Raw genomic sequence first — 16,422 nt, 5'->3', positions numbered from 1 at the left:
GCTAAACCCCAATTCCTCCTTCTTTTTTATCAAAGTGTTGGTTGCTTGATAAACGCAAAAACCCTGAATTTCAGATAGAAATTCAGGGTTTTTGGACAAGCTGAAGCCGGCATCATTTAAGATGCCGGCTTTTAATGTTAAAAAAGAAGATTTATGAAGAAAATATGGTTTGCTGTTTTATCACTTGCTGGAAATTGCAATCTGAATTGAGGTTGCGTCCTTGATTGATATTACTCCATCATTGTCAACGTCTGCAAGGTACTCATCAAAGAAATCTGTTTCCTGTAATAATTTAACAATGTGTTTTTGTATAAGTGTAACATCCTCAATTTCAAGGGAACCGCTGTGGTTTACATCTCCCTTTTCATACTGAGCAAGTCCGTCAAAAGCGGAAATTGCTTCTGAAAGGAGCTGGGTAATTGTGTCAATTTTTCCCTGATTTGCAAGAATTGAAGTTTCCTGATTTTCAGCAGGTGAAAGAACAATTTTCAGAATATCCAAAAGGTCTGGGTAATCGGAAGAGGCAGGATTTTTAATTATTGAATTTGCCTTATTTATAAGATTATCCATTGCAGAGGTGTCTGTGTCATAAAGTCCGTCCCAGAGGATTTCATAAACTGTAAAGCTTTCAGCTGTAGAACTGTTAATTTTAATTCTGAATTTTGAAGCTGTACAGGAGTCAAAGGTAATTTTGTGTCCCTCGGTTCCCTGTACGTCACAGCGGTAGTTAAAATCTGTACCGGCGGCGATTTCTGTCCATACTCCGTCGATTTCAGCTTCCGCACTCATATTTAAAGTAAATTTATCTGATGAGGAGGCAAGGAGGGTGAGTCCTGTGGCGTTGAGATTTTTTCCTGAGAAATCAAGTGTCAGATAAGCGGGATTTTCACTGTCTGTAAAGGAAACGGTCATTCCTGTTGAAATCTGTCTGTCTGTAAGATATGCTGTGTTTCCCAAAGATACTGTGAGATTTTCAGCTTCTGCGGCAGGTGCGTTCTCCATTGGGTTTTGTGAGGAGGTAAATTCTTCTATTGCAGTTTCTATCTGCTCAATCATCACAGGAATGTCATCTGCTGTTACAAGTCCTGCGTCAAGCTTTTCCTTTATCTCATTTGTAACAGCATTAAGGCTGTCAACTGCGTCCTGAGAAAATTCTCCGTCCTTATTGCCTATGAGAACCTGTGATACAAGCTTTTCCGCCTGAGCTATTGCGTCTGTAAGTGGCTTAAATTCTGTAACTATGTATCCGTTTGGACGCATAAGGTGCATACAGATTTTATCTGACCATGAATGATATGCGCTGTTGATTTTTACTCTGAATTTCATGGTGGTAACAGGTTCGGTGAGAGTGATTTCAACCTCTTCTTCTGTTCCGCCCGAGGTTTGCCATGGTACTTCAATATTTTCCTGTGCAGTTACCCACTGACCGTCCTTGAAATACTCAAGGCTGATATTTTTTACTGCCTGGTCTTTTGGCCACCAGCCTACAAGTGTCAATGACTCTATCATGACTTCGTTGCCGTAGTTGTATACGATGTATGCGTCCTGCATGTTGTCGCTTCCGGGACCGAAGTCAAAATCTCTCATGGTCGGAGCTGTTTCGCTGTATGGAGGATTGTCCACAAGATAGGTTGTGCTTCCTCCTCTTACCTGAAGATTTTCAAGGGTTATTTCAGGGATGTTAAGAGGTTTTTTCTCATCTCCGTCTGCCGCCAAAAAGCTTTGACAGGACATAACCAAAAGCATTATGGCTATCAATGATGATAAAACCCTTTTGGAAGTTTTAAAAGCTTTCATTTGTACAATCTCCCTTCATTATATCAAATCGCCAAGGATGTTGTATCCGTCGGTGTATTCTATGTTGTTGGCAAGTCTTGCTGTGTCGCCGTTTCTTGAAGAGAGTCTCAAAGCAAGTCTGTAGCCTCTGCCGTTTTCCGGACGCTGAAGCTCTATTGTCTTTTCAACGGTTGAGCCTGACTGAAGCTCTTCAAGACTGCAAAACTCACTGCTGCTTACCGGGTTTCCGTCTGCGTCAAGAAGCACAAGCTCGATTTTATCAAGTGTAAGAGGTGCGGCAAAACCGTAATTCTTTAATGCTACAGTAGCGGTAACAGTGTCTCCGTTTACAACCGCTGAAGCTTTTTCGGCTTTCAGATAATAGCCCAAATAATCCTTTATATAATCAAACATGGTTCTCGGGAGATTGTTTCCGTTTTCATCAAGGAACCAGCTTTCATCGTAGAGAAGTCCGTTTTCGTCAAGGATATTTTGGTTGATATACTCTGTTTTCCAGTACTCCATTGAGTAGTATCCGTCTTTTTCCTTGTAGTTGTGGGTAAGGCTCAAGGATGTAAAATGATGCTCTGCCATTCTCTTTGCCATTTTTATGGAGCTTATGTAATCTCCGCCGATTTCACCTTTGTAATAATCGTTGGCACTGCCCCAAATCATCTCTCCGTCAACGGGAACATAACAGCTTTCCTCTGACATCTGCTGATATCTGTCTGACTGAGGGTCACTGCCTGCTGTGTTCCAGCCGTGAAGATTTCCAATAAGGAAGTCGTCGTGGAAACCTATTCTGTCATAGTCAGGGTCGTCTTTGCTGAAATTATCTGTCTTTATATAGCTGTATCTCACCTGTACATATAAGTCGTCGGGAGTGTTGCCCATAATGGCGTCAAGAATTTTTTTGTAGTCAACTCTTGACATTGCGCCTGAGTCCCATTCTCCCCAGGCTCCTACACAGCCTGCCTGCAATACGGAAATCTGGTCACGTCTTTCTTCTATAAATGGTGCAAGCTGTTCCCAGTGTCTTACAACCATGTCGTCCTCTGGTTCCTGGGAAAGCGGGTTTGTGTCATCGGAAATGTAGGCAAATCTCAAAACCGCCTTGAGATTGTTTTCTTCCAGCATGTCGAAATATCTGTTCATGTTGTCAAAAGCGGTTTGGTCAAGCTCCTTGTCCTTGTAGCCTGTAAGGTAGAAATAAACCTGCACAAGGGTTGGATTGTCGGACTTGTACTTGTCGATTTCGTCCTGAAGCTGCTGGAATGCGTCCACATCCGCATATTCAAAAAGGCTCATTCCTGTGGCAACGTCCAGATATACCTCCATGCGAAGTCCTCTGTCAGGGTTTGCGGACATCAATTCGGTGGTTTTATCGCCGGTGAGTCCCTCGGTGGAGAACTCGTAGGTTTTGCTGTCCGGTATCTTGCTCTTATAGGCAGCTTGTATGCCGGCAATGGATATGCTTGCGGTCAGTACAAGGGCTACAGCGGCGGCAAGAATTTTAGATACTTTAGTTTTCATTGTTTACCGTCCTTTCTTTTAGTTGTTATCTATATATTATCATTTAAGTGATGAAAAAACTTATACAATACGGTGTAAATGTAAGGTCAGTTATAAAATATGGCAGAGATTTCGCTTACCTATTGATTATTTCCCGTGTTTATGATAAAAGTATACTGTAAATTATAGAATGAGATAATAGAAAAATAAAATAACTTATAAAATATAGAACGAAAAACCGTTATAATTTAAAAAATAAAGCGCAAAGTTATTCTATATGGAATTGCCAATATTTATAAAGAAGGTGTCTGTATGCAGGAAAAGGATGTAATAATGGAGGCACTGCTCAGCAGTAACGACGAAAAAAATATAATACACAACGCATTGATAAGATTTTTGGAGTCGGATTTTTTCTTTGGCCCACACTGTCATCAAAATGTGGAGCTGTGCCTTATGCTTAAAGGGGAATGTGACATTATAGTAAACGGCGAGGTTGTGACAGTTCATGAAAATGAATTTATGGTTCTTTTTCCAAACTGCATACATTCCTTTAGAGTTAAGCACGACAAAACCGCAAACTTCCTCCAGATGCATTTCAGAAGCGAAAGCTTTTTAAATATGGACCCAAAAACCTACAAGCAGGTAAAATTTTTATTCTATATGGCTACAGAATCCAAGGCGTATATGAAAGCAAAGTACAGCGACGAGATTTTTTCCTGTGTTAAAAGAATTGTTTACGAGATAAACGAGGACAAGCAGATAAATAATATAGCTTTGGCAAACCTATATATTTACGAGCTGATACTGCTTCTTTCAAGGGATATTCAAAATTCATTTAATTCTGTTTTAAAGGTTGACCATCCCATTACAGCTGCGGCGGTTGAATATATAAATAACAATATTGAAGCGAAAATTTCCTTGTCTGATGTGGCGAAAAACTGCAATGTAAGCAAAAGATATCTCACGGAAATATTTAAAAAGCATATAAATGTAACGGTCAATGAATATATAAATATCACGAAAATAAAGAAGGCTATTGAATATATATACGATAGCGATGAAAGCCTTACGGATATTGCGTATCGGCTTAACTTTGGTTCTGTGCAGTATTTTTCCGCTGTTTTTAAGAAATACGCAGGGGTAGCGCCCAGAGAATTTAAGAATCTTAACAGTCGTCAGGTATAATAAAAACAGGCAGTAAAAACGCTGCCTGTTTTTTAGTAAAATTTTTTGTATGATTTTTATTGAAATCGTCGAAAATAATTCTTTGTATTGTAATTGAATTTACCTCGTGGTATACTTAGTGCGTGTTAAGCGATATTTAATGTATGAATAAATGGGGTGATATTTTGACTGAAATATTTGATTTTGGTAAAATAGACAATGAAAATAAGGTTTATTTGCTCAAAATAACCAATAAATCCGGCGCTTTTGTCACAATTACAAACTATGGCTGTACAATAGTCTCAATCTGCGTTCCGGATAAAAACGGTGTTTTAACAGATGTATGTCTTGGTTATGACACTCTTGAAGAATACAGGGAAAACGACGGATATTTGGGCATGTTCGTTGGAAGATGTGCAAACAGAATTGCAAACGGTGTTTTCAGTCTTAACGGAGTCACCTATAAGCTTGCAGCAAATAACGGCGTAAATCATCTCCACGGAGGAGTAAACGGGTTCAGCAGTAAGGTGTATGACTTTGAAATAAAGGAAAATACCGTTAAATTTACCGCTGTTTCCAAGGACGGAGAAGAGGGCTACCCGGGAGAAATGAAAATAACGGTGGAATATACCTTTACAGATGATAACCAGTTGATATTTAACAGCCGTGCTGTTTCCTCAAAGGATACCATTGTAAATTTTACAAACCACACCTATTTTGATTTAAACGGACAGGGAAGCGGAAAGGCTTTGGAGCAAAAAGTTCAGATTTTTGCAGACGGAATAACGGAAATCAACGAAAATCTTATTCCTACAGGCAAAATTCTTCCTGTAAAAGAAAACAAAGCTTTTGATTTTACAGAGCCAAAGGCTTTGAAACAGGATATAAATATGGATGACCGCCAGCTTAAAATAGCCAACGGCTATGACCACAATTTTGTGCTTTCAGGATATTATGAAAAACCTTACCAAATTGTAGCTCTTCAAAAAGCGGCACGCCTTATAGGAGAGGAAACCTCTATTGTTATGGATATGTATACAACACAGCCGGGTATGCAGATGTATACGGCGAACTTTCTCACAGAGAGAAAGGGAAAAGAGGGAAAAATCTACAGAGAAAACGACGGCGTGGCTTTGGAAACCCAGAATTTCCCCGACGCAATAAACCACAGCGATTTCCCGTCGCCGATACTTAAAAAGGGCAAAATGTACGGAAAAATGACAGTTTACAAATTCTCTGTAATTTAATAAATTTTACGAGGTTATAATATGGGATTTAGATACGAGTTTGACGATACATCACCCTTTTTCTGGGTGTTTCTTGTGGTGTTTATTCTGATTTTTCTTGTAGTTATAGGCATATTTGTTTATATAATAGTCCGAAACGTAGGTCAGTGGAATAAAAACAACCATTCCCCAAGACAGACCGTAAACGCACGGATTGTTGGTAAAAGAATGGATATCACCAACCGTCACCGCACACGTATGGGAGGTACAATGTATACGCCCAGCTCAACATGGTATTATGTAACATTCCAGTTTGAAAGCGGTGACCGAATGGAGCTTCCTGTAAACGCTTTCCAATACGGAATGATGGCTGAGGGGGATTACGGACAGCTTACCTTCCAGGGAACCAGGTGTATAGATTTTAAAAGACAGTGATTAAATTTTGTTTTGCCGGAAAAGTTTCGGCAAATGATAATATATAATAATGAGGTGCAATATGAAAACTATAAATCAATGGAAAGAAGATTTTTCCTGCGGCAAAATGGACGCAGAGCTTCAAAAGCTTTACAATGAAACAGAAGAGAACAAGAGCCGTTACATAGAGGTTCTTGAGGGATTTGAAGAGTATTTCGGCGCTGACCAGAGAGAGGTTATGCTTTGCTCTGCTCCTGGACGTACAGAAATCGGCGGAAACCACACAGACCACCAGCACGGAAGATGTCTTGCCGGAAGTGTAAATCTGGACATAATCGCAGCAGTTGCTCTCAACGGCACAGATAAGGTTAGAGTTAAATCAAAGGGCTACAATGAAGATTCAATAGATATAAACGATTTGGAGATACATCAGGATGAGATAAATAAGTCTGCTTCTCTTATCCGTGGTGTTCTGAAGAAATTCAGCGAAAAGGGCTGTGATATCAAAGGCGTTGACGTTTACACAGTTTCCAATGTTCTCAAGGGCAGCGGTCTTTCCTCATCTGCCGCTTACGAGGTCTTAATAGCTTCCTTTATTAATCACCTTTTTAACGGGGATAAGGCGTCGCCTGTTGAAATTGCTCAGATAAGCCAGTACGCAGAGAGCGTTTATTTCGGAAAGCCCTGCGGACTTCTTGACCAGACAGCCTCTGCCGCCGGAAATATGGTTGAAATGGATTTTAATGACCCTAAAAATCCTCAGATAACAAAGGTTGATTTTGATTTTTCAAAATCGGGATATGCTCTCTGCATTATCGACACAGGAGCAGACCACGCCGACCTTACAGACGAGTATGCGGCAATTCCGATAGAACTTAAAGTTATCAGCAATTATTTCGGAAAAGATGTTCTTAGAGATATACCAAAAGAGGATGTAATGTCAAACATCCCAAGCCTTCGCCGACTGGCAGGTGACAGAGCTGTACTCCGTGCCGTGCATTTCTATAATGATGACGAAAGAGTTCCAATGCAGGCTGAAGCTCTGAAAAACAATGACTTTGACACTTTCCTCCGTCTTGTTAAGGAATCCGGCAGATCCTCATGGATGTATTTGCAGAATGTTATTCCGGCAGGCTACAAAGAACACCAGGACGTGGCACTGTCATTGATGCTCTGCGACAACTTCCTTGAGGGCAGAGGAGCATACAGAATTCACGGAGGCGGTTTTGCAGGCACTGTTCAGGCTTTTGTTCCATACGATATTTTGGACAGATTTAAAACAGGAATAGAGTCCGTTCTCGGCGAGGATTCATGTCATGTGCTCTTTATAAGACCTGTTGGATTCCATATAATGTGATACATACAGCAAACATATACATAAGATAGTGTTTTTAACCGCAGACAGCGATATTGGTTGTTTGCGGTTTTTTATATGTGCATTAATTTCAGTGAACAATTTTTGAATATAAAAGGTGTATCGATGGGCTGATACACAGGTATAAAGCTTCGGAAAATTATAACAGTATCTTTATTTTATAATAAGAATAATCGTAAAAAAGCTATGACATAGGGTAAAAAGCGGCGGTAGAGCAAAAAAATTGAATATTTAACCTTTATGCATAATGTAAAATGTAACACGGTGCTGTTTTGTGTATATTGACGAAACTTGTTGGAAGAATTACTATAGAAAACTTGAAAAAAAACGATTTCACAGTAAATAATAGATAAAATTTTTTAGTGCGTGTAAAATTTATATATATTATGTTGACATGGAATTTTCGTTTTGATAAAATATAGATGAAAAATTTGTGAAAAAAACGTGTAAAAAGTGGTTTTTAAGTAAAATAAGCGGTAGATTTTACGTTAAAAACTCACTTTTTGCTCTTTAGTTTGACTTTCACAATGACAAAAATCCTAAATGGTAATTTTTTATTTAAGAAAAGGAGAAAACACAAATGAAGAAAATGAAAAAAATTATTGCACTGATGCTCACAATCTTTATGATGGCATCTTTGGCAGCTTGCGGCGGTAATGAAGCTACAGACGAAGCTACAGACGGCGGCGACAAGAAGGTTGTAAACATAGGCGCTGCTATTTATCAGTATGACGACAACTTCATGACTCTTTACCGCACAGAGATGGAAAACTATGTAAAATCTCTCAACGAGTCTTCAACAGATGTTGAATACAAGCTCACATTGGTAGACGGCAAAAACGACATGGCTACTCAGACAGAGCAGATCAACAGCTTCATCACACAGGGTATGGACGCAATTATTCTCAATCCTGTTCAGACATCTTCCGCAAAGGTTCTTGTTGACAAGTGCGTAGAGGCAAACATTCCTGTTGTAATCATCAACCGTGAGCCTGACGGAAGCGTTATCACAAGCAGCGACAAGGTTTGCTATGTTGGCGCAGATGCAAAGCAGTCCGGTACATATCAGGGCGAAATCATCCGTGACCTTCCAAACAAGGGTGACGCAGACGGCGACGGCGTTGTTCGTTATATCATGATTCAGGGCGACCCTGAGAACTCCGACGCACAGTTCCGTACAGAGTATTCAATCAAGGCTCTCACAGACGCAGGTATCGAAGTTGAAGAGCTTATGAACCAGATCGGTAACTGGGCAACAGACCAAGGCCAGCAGATTGCTGCTAACGGACTTGCACAGTTCGGCGACAAGGTTGACGTTATCTTCTGCAACAACGACGGTATGGCAGTTGGCGCATCAGCAGCTATTAAGCAGGCAGGCCGCACAGTTGGCAAGGACATCTATCTTGTAGGTGTTGACGCTATCGACCAGGCTATGGATCTTCTCAATAAGGGTGAATTGACAGGTACAGTTCGTAACAACCATATCGACCAGTCACACACAGCAGTTGACGTTGCTATCAAGGCTGTTAACGGCGAGGCTATCGAGGATTACTACTGGATCGACTATGAGAAGGTTACATCAAGCGATTCTGCAACCGAAGAAGAGACAGAGGCTGAAGAAACAACAGAGGCAGCAGCATAATTATTGAGTCACTTGCATTGTGTGCAGGGAGCTTATTAAAGCCGATTAAATTTTAAATACATATTGAGTTTAATTTGCAGGTGAGCTTCATTGTCTGAATGAAGGTCACCTGCAATATTTTTTGAGAACAGGAGGAAAAACAGCATGGCAGATACACAGTATCGTCTGGAAATGAGAGGCGTTGTTAAAACATTTCCCGGCGTTAAAGCCCTTGATCATGCCCAGCTAAGACTCAAGCCCGGTACGGTTCATGCGCTTATGGGTGAAAACGGCGCAGGAAAGTCCACTCTTATGAAATGCATGTTCGGTATATATAAGATGGACGAGGGCGAAATCTTTTACGAGGGAAAACCCGTAAAAATAAAAGACCCGCTGGATGCTCTTCACAAGGGCATAGCAATGGTGCATCAGGAATTGCAGCCCATACCGGCAAGAAGCGTCGGTGAAAATATATTCTTGGGACGCTATCCAAAAAAATTCGGTGGATTATTTGTTGACCATAAAAAGATGTACAGTGATACCGAGAAGCTTTTGAAAAAAGTTAGAATGGACTTTGACCCAAAGCAGCATGTTGGTACATTGAGCGTTTCTCAGATGCAGTCAGTTGAAATCGCAAAGGCGGTTTCCGCAAACTGTAAGGTTTTGATTTTGGACGAGCCTACCTCTTCACTTACCGCAAAAGAGGTTGAAGCTCTTTTCAGAATTATAGAGGACTTAAAGGCAGAGGGCGTTTCCATTGTATATATAAGCCATAAGATGGACGAAATTCTTAGAATTTCAGACGAAGTTACAATCATGCGTGACGGTCAGTACATCGGAACATGGGACGCAAAAGAGCTTACAACCGATATGATTATTACAAAGATGGTTGGTCGTGAGCTTACAAACCTGTTCCCGCCTAAGATAAATCAGCCCGGCGAGGTTGTATTCAAGGTTGAGGACTTTACATCCATTAATCCCAAGAGCTTCAGAGATATCAATTTCGAGCTTAGAGCCGGAGAAATCCTCTGCGTAGGCGGACTTGTAGGCGCACAGAGAACAGAGCTTATGGAGGGTATTTTCGGTATCAGAAGCCACAGTAAAGGAAAGATTTACTACAAGGGCAAAGAGCTGAAAATAAGACGTCCTAAGGACGCTATCGACCAGGGAATTGCGATGCTTACCGAGGACAGAAGAGCCACCGGTATTATGGGAGTTCTCTCAATAGCTGATAATATTTCCATAGCTTCACTGAAAAAGTACAGAGACTTCGGTTTTCTTATCAACAATAGAAAAATAGAGAATCTTGTTCAGGACAACGTTAAAAAGATGAACATTAAAGCGCCGTCAAGTAAAACGCTTATTCAGTCTTTGTCCGGCGGTAACCAGCAGAAGGTTCTCATAGGCAGATGGCTTGCCAATAATCCGGATGTTTTGATTCTGGACGAGCCTACCCGTGGTATTGACGTAGGCGCAAAATACGAAATTTACTGCATTATTTCCGAGCTTGCAAAAGAGGGAAAAGCTATTATCCTTATTTCCTCAGAAATGAGCGAGCTTATCGGAATGGCGGACAGAGTAATGGTTATGTGTGACGGACGTATCACCGGATTCATCGATGGCAAGGACGCAACACAGGAAAATATTATGGAACTTGCCACACAGTTTGCATAAGGAGGATTAACCGAAAATGGGTAAAATAAAAAGCACAAAAATAACCCCGAAATCAGTGGGAAGATTTCTGCTGAATAATGCTATTATTGAATTGCTTATAATAATGGCTTTAATTGTTGGTTTTACAACAAACAACTTTTTCACAATGGGTAACTTCAACAACCTGGCTATGAACACATCAATCAGATTTTTGATTGCTCTCGGTGTTTCAGGATGTTTGATTACAAAAGGTACCGACCTTTCAGCCGGACGTGCCGCAGGTCTTGCAGCCTGTGTAGGCGGTGTTTTGATGCAGGATATAGACTATGTAGGCCGTATGTTCCCGGGAATGCCTCAGATGAATATGTTTATTGCATTCCTTATAGTTGTAGCTATTACAGGTGTTATCGGTCTTATCAACGGACTTATCATCAGTATCCTTAAAGTTCCTCCATTTATCGCAACTTTGGGTACACAGACAGCTATCTACGGTACTACACTTATCTTTACAAACGCAACACCTATCGGTGGTTTCCAGGAAAGCTATACAAAGTTTACAAGCGGCGCTTTGTTTAACATTAACGGTGAAAAGGTATTGCCTTACCTTATGATAATCGCTGTAATTTTTGGCGTTGTTTTCTGGGTTCTCTACAATAAAACCACATACGGAAAGAATATGTACGCTATCGGCGGAAACGAAAACGCAGCAGAGGTTTCCGGTGTTAACACAGTTCGTTCAAAGATACTCATTTACACAGTAGCAGGCGTTATGTACGGCGTTGCAGGTTTCCTCCTTGCAGGTAAGTCCGGCGGCGCAGCTTCCAGCCTTGGTATGGGCTACGAGCTTGAGGCTATCGCAGGATGTACAATCGGCGGCGTATCCACAACAGGTGGTATCGGTAGAGTAGGCGGCGTTCTCATCGGTGTTCTGGTATTTGAAATCCTCAAGATTTGCCTCCAGTTCATGAACGTTAACCCATACTACAACTACATTGTTCAGGGTCTTGTTATCGTATTGGCAGTATCCTTGGATATCCGTAAGTATTTGGCTAAGAAATAATTTCTGTATAAAGGGAAAGGAGATTGAAAATGGAAGAGAAAAAAGACCAGAAACCAAAGAGCGCATTCACTCAAAGCAAAGAAAATTTTTACGAAAAACTGCCTTTTACCCTTAAACAGATAGATATAATAATCGCCATTTGTATTATTGCTATTGTGGGAGTGCTGGTTTTCGGTTACCTGACCAGATAATGTCTAAAAAGATATTTCATGACTGACTACATATTTTTCTTTATTATTCATTTGCCATAAACCTAAAAACAGGAGAGCGTACAATGTGCGCTCTCCTGTAATATTTTTTAGGGTTTGTCCTTTTTATAAAAAGTTATTTTAAAGCAATCCGAAAGAAATGGAAATAGCCTTGTTTATCTTATCCATGTAGCCGTTGTCAACGCTGCCCATTTTTTCACGAAGTCGTTTTTTGTCTATGGTTCTTATCTGCTCCAAAAGCACAACGCTGTCCTTTGCAAGACCGCTTCCCGTTGTGTCAATGGCTATGTGTGTGGGCAGATTGGCTTTTGACTGCTGGCTTGTAATGGCGGCGGCAATTACGGTGGGGCTGAACTTGTTTCCCACATCGTTTTGCACAATCAGAACAGGTCGTATACCCCCTTGTTCCGAGCCCACCACCGGACTTAAATCTGCATAATATATATCACCACGTCGTATGTTCACATTGTTCACGCTCCATGTTTTTGTTTTCAATAATATTTTTGCCATGGGATTTTTCTTTTATACCGTGACATTACATATTATTTAAAAACATGAAAATGGGTGATATTTATTTTTTATGATATCAGTCAACCTGCCAGAATTCGTCTCTTATTTCTCTTGCGAACAAAGCGTCAAGGGTTTCCTTTATGGAGTTGCCGTCAAACAATACGTTTGTTACAGCTCTTACAATAGGAAGGTCAACGTCGTAGCGTTCGCCCATCTTTAAAAGAGCCTTTGAGGTCATAACACCTTCTGCAAGCTTTTCAAATCTTTTGCCGTGGGCAAAGTCCTCGCCGAACTGTCTGTTGTGACTCCATTTAGAAAACAGTGTGGCTTCATAATCTCCCAGATGGCAAAGTCCGTATGCGCTTTTCTCGTTTCCGCCAACGGCTTTTATAAGTCTTGAAACCTCATATGGAGCTCTCGCCATCAATGCGCCTTTAAGTGAGGTGAAATTAAGACCGTCCAGAATACCTGCGGCAATTCCCACCACGTTTTTGGCGGCGGCTCCTATTTCAGAGCCGATAAGGTCTGTTCCTATATAAAAACGTATGATGTCTCCTGAAAATTCCTCAACAAGCTTTGTTTTTACATCCTTGTTGTTGCTGTCTATAACCATGCAGTTTGGTATTCCCTTTACAAAATCCTGAGGATGTCCGGGACCTACCCAAACGGCGATAGGGGTTTCCTTTTCGTCTACAAAATCCCCTACAACCTCGCTTAAACGGCAGCCTGTGGAAACCTCAATTCCTTTCATGCAAAGCACAATAATTTTATTTTTCAAGTCGTGTTTTGCGATGTCCACCATGTAGGAACGGAGATGCTGACAGGAAATGGAAATTATTATAACCTCGGCTGTAGAGATAGCCTGTCCCAAGTCTGAGGTTACGGTTATTGAAGGAGGGAAAGACAGATAATCATTTTTTCTCTCGGTAGAAAGCTGTATAAATTCCGGGGCGTCCGCAAGTCCGCAGGAGGTAACATTGTGACCGATTTTATCAAGATACCAAGCTATGCAGCTTCCCCATCTTCCGCAGCCCAAAACAGAAACGTTCATATTATTCACCATCTTTAATTTTATTTTAAAAGACGCAAGGGCGTCAGATTTCAGTCTTAATAAAAGAAAAAAGACCGGGTATTCTCTGCCCGATCTATCTCATAAAAGTAACCCCGCTTAACCGTGTGTTGTTTAAGATAACCTGCCTACGAAAAGAAAAGCAGGTGGGTGCCGCCTTTTGGCTTTAGGATTCCTTCGTCCCGAAAATCGAGGAGGTCTTCACACCGTCAAAAGAGATTAGGCTCCCTATTTATTAGTTGTAGGGTTATTTTAACAACTTTCACGCATTAAGCAGGGAATTAAGCAAGTTTAAGTTTACAACAATATTATATTCTGAAAAGAACGGGATTATTCTTCGGTTTCATCGTCGTCAAAAAGCTCTTCAAAACGCTGTTCAAAAATCTCAGCAAGCTTATCCAAAAGCTCGTCGTCCTCTACTTCGGCCAATTCCTCTTCGCCGTTTTCTTCAACAACTTCCATAATATAATATTCGCCGCTGTCTTCAACGCTTTCTTCTGCGTCGTCGAATACGGGATAAAGAGCATAATATTCCTTGTCTTCGTACTCTAAAGTATCGAGAATTTCAAAAGTATGCTCGTTATTGTCTTCGTCAATCAAAGTGATCAAATCAGCAGAAAATTCATTGTTCATTGGTATCACTCCTTTTCTTTGATTTAATTTTACATCATTTCATATTTAAAGTCAAGCAATTTGACGGATATTTTGAATTTACAAATGTAAAATATATTGAAAATGCGTATGATGGAAATTTGAGGAAATTTAAAAGTTTTTGTGAATAACAATGTTTTATTACATCACTTGTAAAATTAACACGTGTGGAGTATAATGATAAATGGAGATATCCCGAGTTTTTTCGGGAATTTATTACATGTTTTGCGGGTGATGGTATGAATTACGGTTTTTTAAGAGTCAGTGCGGCGTCTCCTAAGGTTCATCCTGCGGACTGCCAGTATAATATTGAAAGAATAAAAGAACTTATAATTGAGGGAGCGGACAACAGAACTTCTCTTGTTGTTTTTCCGGAGCTTTGCGTTACCGGCATAACCTGCGGAGATTTGTTTTTCCACAATACCCTTTTGGAAAGCGCCGAAAATGCGGTTAAAAAGCTGCTGGAGGAAACGGCGTTTCTTATGACCGCCTTTGTTATAGGCGTTCCCGTAAAATACGGCGGAAAGCTTTATGACTGCGCCCTGTTTTGCAGCAGAGGCAAGGTTGTGGGAGCTGTTCCGAAAAGAAAAATAAAAAGACATGACGAGTTTTCCCTGGCAAAATATTTTTCAGACGGTATAGGCCTTGACGGAACTATCGACTATGCAGACTGCAAGTCAGTGCCGTTAAATCCCTATATTGTTTTTGAAAATCAGAAAAACAGCCTGTTTTCCGTATGTGTGGATATGGGAGAGTCCCTGTTTTCTTCTATTCCAAACAGCGAATATCTTACGGCTGTTGGGGGAGCAAAAATTACAGTTTGCCCTTCTGCCTGCGCCGAGATTATCGGAAAGGCTGATTACAGACGTTCCGTTGTAAAATCCCAGAGCGGAAGAATGCTCTGCGGCTATATCTTTACATCCGCTTCCTTGGGAGAGAGCACAACGGATATTGTGTGCGCAGGACACAGACTTATTGCGGAAAACGGCGTAATTGTTACAGAAAGCGAGCTTTGCACCAACGGCGCAGTTTACGGCGACCTTGACTTGGAAAAAATGGAAAGCGACCGCAGAAAGAGCGCAGTTTTTGCAATAGCTTCCGACAACATCGACGTGTGTGTTGACCGCATAATCAAAAAGGTTTATTTCTCAATGGACGAAAGAGAGATTATTTTAAGAAGAGAGATAAGCCGTCTGCCGTTTATTCCAAAGGAAGAGAATATGGACGAAACCTGCCGCCAGATACTCACAATGCAGGCGTCTGCCCTTGCGGTTCGTATGGAGCATATAAAATGTGACAAGCTGGTTATCGGTCTGTCAGGAGGACTTGACAGCACTTTGGCACTTATCGCCTGTGTCAAAGCCTGCGATATGCTTGGAATAAGCAGTAAAAATATTCTCACTGTGACAATGCCATGCTTCGGAACTACAAGCAGAACAAAGTCCAACGCCCAGAAGCTTGCGGAGTGCTACGGTACAGAGTTTAAGGAGATAAATATTTCCGCTTCCGTTCGTCAGCACTTTATAGATATAGGACATGACGAAGCCATGAGAAATGTCACCTATGAAAACAGCCAGGCAAGAGAGCGCACACAGGTGCTTATGGATTTGGCAAACACAAGGGGAGCTATAGTTGTGGGAACAGGCGACCTTTCCGAAATTGCTTTGGGATGGGCTACCTACAACGGCGACCATATGTCAATGTATGCGGTAAACGCAGATATTCCGAAAACACTTATAAGAGTTTTGACACAGTACGAGTCAGACCATTGTGACGAAGAGCTGGGCGCAGTTTTGAAGGATATTCTCGACACACCTGTAAGTCCTGAGCTTTTGCCTCCGTCAGATGATGGAGAAATCGCTCAAAAGACAGAGGATGTTGTAGGTCCTTACGAGCTTCACGACTTCTTCCTTTATTACTTTGTGCGCTACGGATTTTCACCGTCAAAGGTGTTTTATCTTGCAAATACAGCTTTCGATGGAATTTACAGTGAGGATACGATAAAATCATGGTTAAAGGTATTTATCAGAAGATTTTTCACTCAGCAGTTCAAGAGGTCTTGTATGACCGACGGACCTAAGATTGGTTCAGTTTCATTGTCCCCGAGGGGAGATTTTACAATGCCCAGCGACGCAGCTTTTGCAGTCTGGATGGAGGAGGCAGAAAAACTCTAAAAAGGACG

Annotated in this window: 14 protein-coding genes and 1 other RNA gene; 9 read left to right on the top strand and 6 right to left on the bottom strand. The window is 41.1% G+C overall.

Annotated features, from left to right (window positions below; genetic code table 11):
* Positions 1-180: 180 nt before the first annotated feature.
* Together B5F08_RS05170 and B5F08_RS05165 are read right to left on the bottom strand one after the other, a co-directional pair.
* On the bottom strand, positions 181-1,797 hold the full coding sequence (locus tag B5F08_RS05170; protein ID WP_087377058.1) for a dockerin type I repeat-containing protein: 1,617 nt from the start codon (positions 1,795-1,797) through the stop codon (positions 181-183).
* An 18-nt stretch (positions 1,798-1,815) separates the two neighbouring features.
* A complete protein-coding gene (locus B5F08_RS05165) occupies positions 1,816-3,309 on the bottom strand; it encodes a DUF4874 domain-containing protein (protein ID WP_087377056.1) in 1,494 nt (497 codons plus the stop codon).
* 291 nt (positions 3,310-3,600) lie between these two features.
* Between B5F08_RS05165 and B5F08_RS05160 the strand changes: the two genes are divergently transcribed.
* The 8 genes from B5F08_RS05160 (at position 3,601) to B5F08_RS13235 (ending at position 11,992) form a co-directional block, all read left to right on the top strand.
* Complete coding sequence (locus B5F08_RS05160; RefSeq protein ID WP_087377054.1) at positions 3,601-4,473, top strand: helix-turn-helix domain-containing protein; 873 nt, start codon at positions 3,601-3,603, stop codon at positions 4,471-4,473.
* A gap of 164 nt (positions 4,474-4,637) precedes the next feature.
* Positions 4,638-5,699 (top strand): aldose epimerase family protein, encoded by a 1,062-nt coding sequence (locus tag B5F08_RS05155; RefSeq protein ID WP_158096225.1) that lies wholly within the window; start codon positions 4,638-4,640, stop codon positions 5,697-5,699.
* A gap of 21 nt (positions 5,700-5,720) precedes the next feature.
* Positions 5,721-6,113, top strand: coding sequence for a DUF2500 domain-containing protein (locus B5F08_RS05150; protein ID WP_087377050.1), 393 nt, complete (start codon positions 5,721-5,723; stop codon positions 6,111-6,113).
* 61 nt (positions 6,114-6,174) lie between these two features.
* Positions 6,175-7,449, top strand: coding sequence for a galactokinase (locus B5F08_RS05145; protein ID WP_087377048.1), 1,275 nt, complete (start codon positions 6,175-6,177; stop codon positions 7,447-7,449).
* A 598-nt stretch (positions 7,450-8,047) separates the two neighbouring features.
* Positions 8,048-9,109: a galactose ABC transporter substrate-binding protein gene (locus B5F08_RS05140; protein WP_087377046.1), complete on the top strand. Its 1,062-nt coding sequence runs from the start codon at positions 8,048-8,050 to the stop codon at positions 9,107-9,109.
* A 144-nt stretch (positions 9,110-9,253) separates the two neighbouring features.
* Entirely contained in the window at positions 9,254-10,762 is a 1,509-nt protein-coding gene (locus tag B5F08_RS05135; RefSeq protein WP_087377044.1) for a sugar ABC transporter ATP-binding protein, read from the top strand.
* A gap of 16 nt (positions 10,763-10,778) precedes the next feature.
* The gene (locus B5F08_RS05130) at positions 10,779-11,801 is read left to right on the top strand and encodes an ABC transporter permease subunit (RefSeq protein ID WP_087377042.1); all 1,023 of its coding nucleotides are present in this window, start codon (positions 10,779-10,781) and stop codon (positions 11,799-11,801) included.
* A 29-nt stretch (positions 11,802-11,830) separates the two neighbouring features.
* Complete coding sequence (locus tag B5F08_RS13235; RefSeq protein WP_158096224.1) at positions 11,831-11,992, top strand: hypothetical protein; 162 nt, start codon at positions 11,831-11,833, stop codon at positions 11,990-11,992.
* A 138-nt stretch (positions 11,993-12,130) separates the two neighbouring features.
* Here B5F08_RS13235 and B5F08_RS05125 read toward each other — a convergent pair whose 3' ends face one another.
* The 4 genes from B5F08_RS05125 to B5F08_RS05110 all read right to left on the bottom strand — a co-directional run bounded on the left by B5F08_RS05125 (position 12,131) and on the right by B5F08_RS05110 (position 14,222).
* Complete coding sequence (locus tag B5F08_RS05125; protein ID WP_087377066.1) at positions 12,131-12,475, bottom strand: type II toxin-antitoxin system PemK/MazF family toxin; 345 nt, start codon at positions 12,473-12,475, stop codon at positions 12,131-12,133.
* Between the two features lie 121 nt (positions 12,476-12,596).
* On the bottom strand, positions 12,597-13,571 hold the full coding sequence (locus B5F08_RS05120) for an NAD(P)H-dependent glycerol-3-phosphate dehydrogenase (protein WP_087377040.1): 975 nt from the start codon (positions 13,569-13,571) through the stop codon (positions 12,597-12,599).
* Positions 13,572-13,677: 106 nt separating this feature from the next.
* Positions 13,678-13,872: non-coding RNA, 6S RNA (ssrS, locus tag B5F08_RS05115), on the bottom strand.
* 47 nt (positions 13,873-13,919) lie between these two features.
* The gene (locus B5F08_RS05110; RefSeq protein ID WP_087377037.1) at positions 13,920-14,222 is read right to left on the bottom strand and encodes a DUF1292 domain-containing protein; all 303 of its coding nucleotides are present in this window, start codon (positions 14,220-14,222) and stop codon (positions 13,920-13,922) included.
* A 257-nt stretch (positions 14,223-14,479) separates the two neighbouring features.
* Between B5F08_RS05110 and B5F08_RS05105 the strand changes: the two genes are divergently transcribed.
* A complete protein-coding gene (locus B5F08_RS05105) occupies positions 14,480-16,414 on the top strand; it encodes an NAD(+) synthase (RefSeq protein WP_087377035.1) in 1,935 nt (644 codons plus the stop codon).
* Positions 16,415-16,422: the final 8 nt, after the last annotated feature.

The sequence above is a fragment of the Anaeromassilibacillus sp. An172 genome, assembly GCF_002160515.1.
Lineage (GTDB): Bacteria > Bacillota > Clostridia > Oscillospirales > Acutalibacteraceae > Limousia > Limousia pullorum.
The sequence above is the reverse complement of the archived record's forward strand: the minus strand, read 5'-3'. Positions and strand labels throughout refer to the sequence as shown.

Coding starts and splice junctions, on each gene's coding strand:
- B5F08_RS05105 (WP_087377035.1), top strand. CDS start 14,480: ATGAATTACGGTTTTTTAAGAGTCAGTGCGGCGTCTCCTAAGGTTCAT.
- B5F08_RS05140 (WP_087377046.1), top strand. CDS start 8,048: ATGAAGAAAATGAAAAAAATTATTGCACTGATGCTCACAATCTTTATG.
- B5F08_RS13235 (WP_158096224.1), top strand. CDS start 11,831: ATGGAAGAGAAAAAAGACCAGAAACCAAAGAGCGCATTCACTCAAAGC.
- B5F08_RS05165 (WP_087377056.1), bottom strand. CDS start 3,309: ATGAAAACTAAAGTATCTAAAATTCTTGCCGCCGCTGTAGCCCTTGTA.
- B5F08_RS05120 (WP_087377040.1), bottom strand. CDS start 13,571: ATGAACGTTTCTGTTTTGGGCTGCGGAAGATGGGGAAGCTGCATAGCT.
- B5F08_RS05135 (WP_087377044.1), top strand. CDS start 9,254: ATGGCAGATACACAGTATCGTCTGGAAATGAGAGGCGTTGTTAAAACA.
- B5F08_RS05170 (WP_087377058.1), bottom strand. CDS start 1,797: ATGAAAGCTTTTAAAACTTCCAAAAGGGTTTTATCATCATTGATAGCC.
- B5F08_RS05150 (WP_087377050.1), top strand. CDS start 5,721: ATGGGATTTAGATACGAGTTTGACGATACATCACCCTTTTTCTGGGTG.
- B5F08_RS05145 (WP_087377048.1), top strand. CDS start 6,175: ATGAAAACTATAAATCAATGGAAAGAAGATTTTTCCTGCGGCAAAATG.
- B5F08_RS05160 (WP_087377054.1), top strand. CDS start 3,601: ATGCAGGAAAAGGATGTAATAATGGAGGCACTGCTCAGCAGTAACGAC.
- B5F08_RS05130 (WP_087377042.1), top strand. CDS start 10,779: ATGGGTAAAATAAAAAGCACAAAAATAACCCCGAAATCAGTGGGAAGA.
- B5F08_RS05110 (WP_087377037.1), bottom strand. CDS start 14,222: ATGAACAATGAATTTTCTGCTGATTTGATCACTTTGATTGACGAAGAC.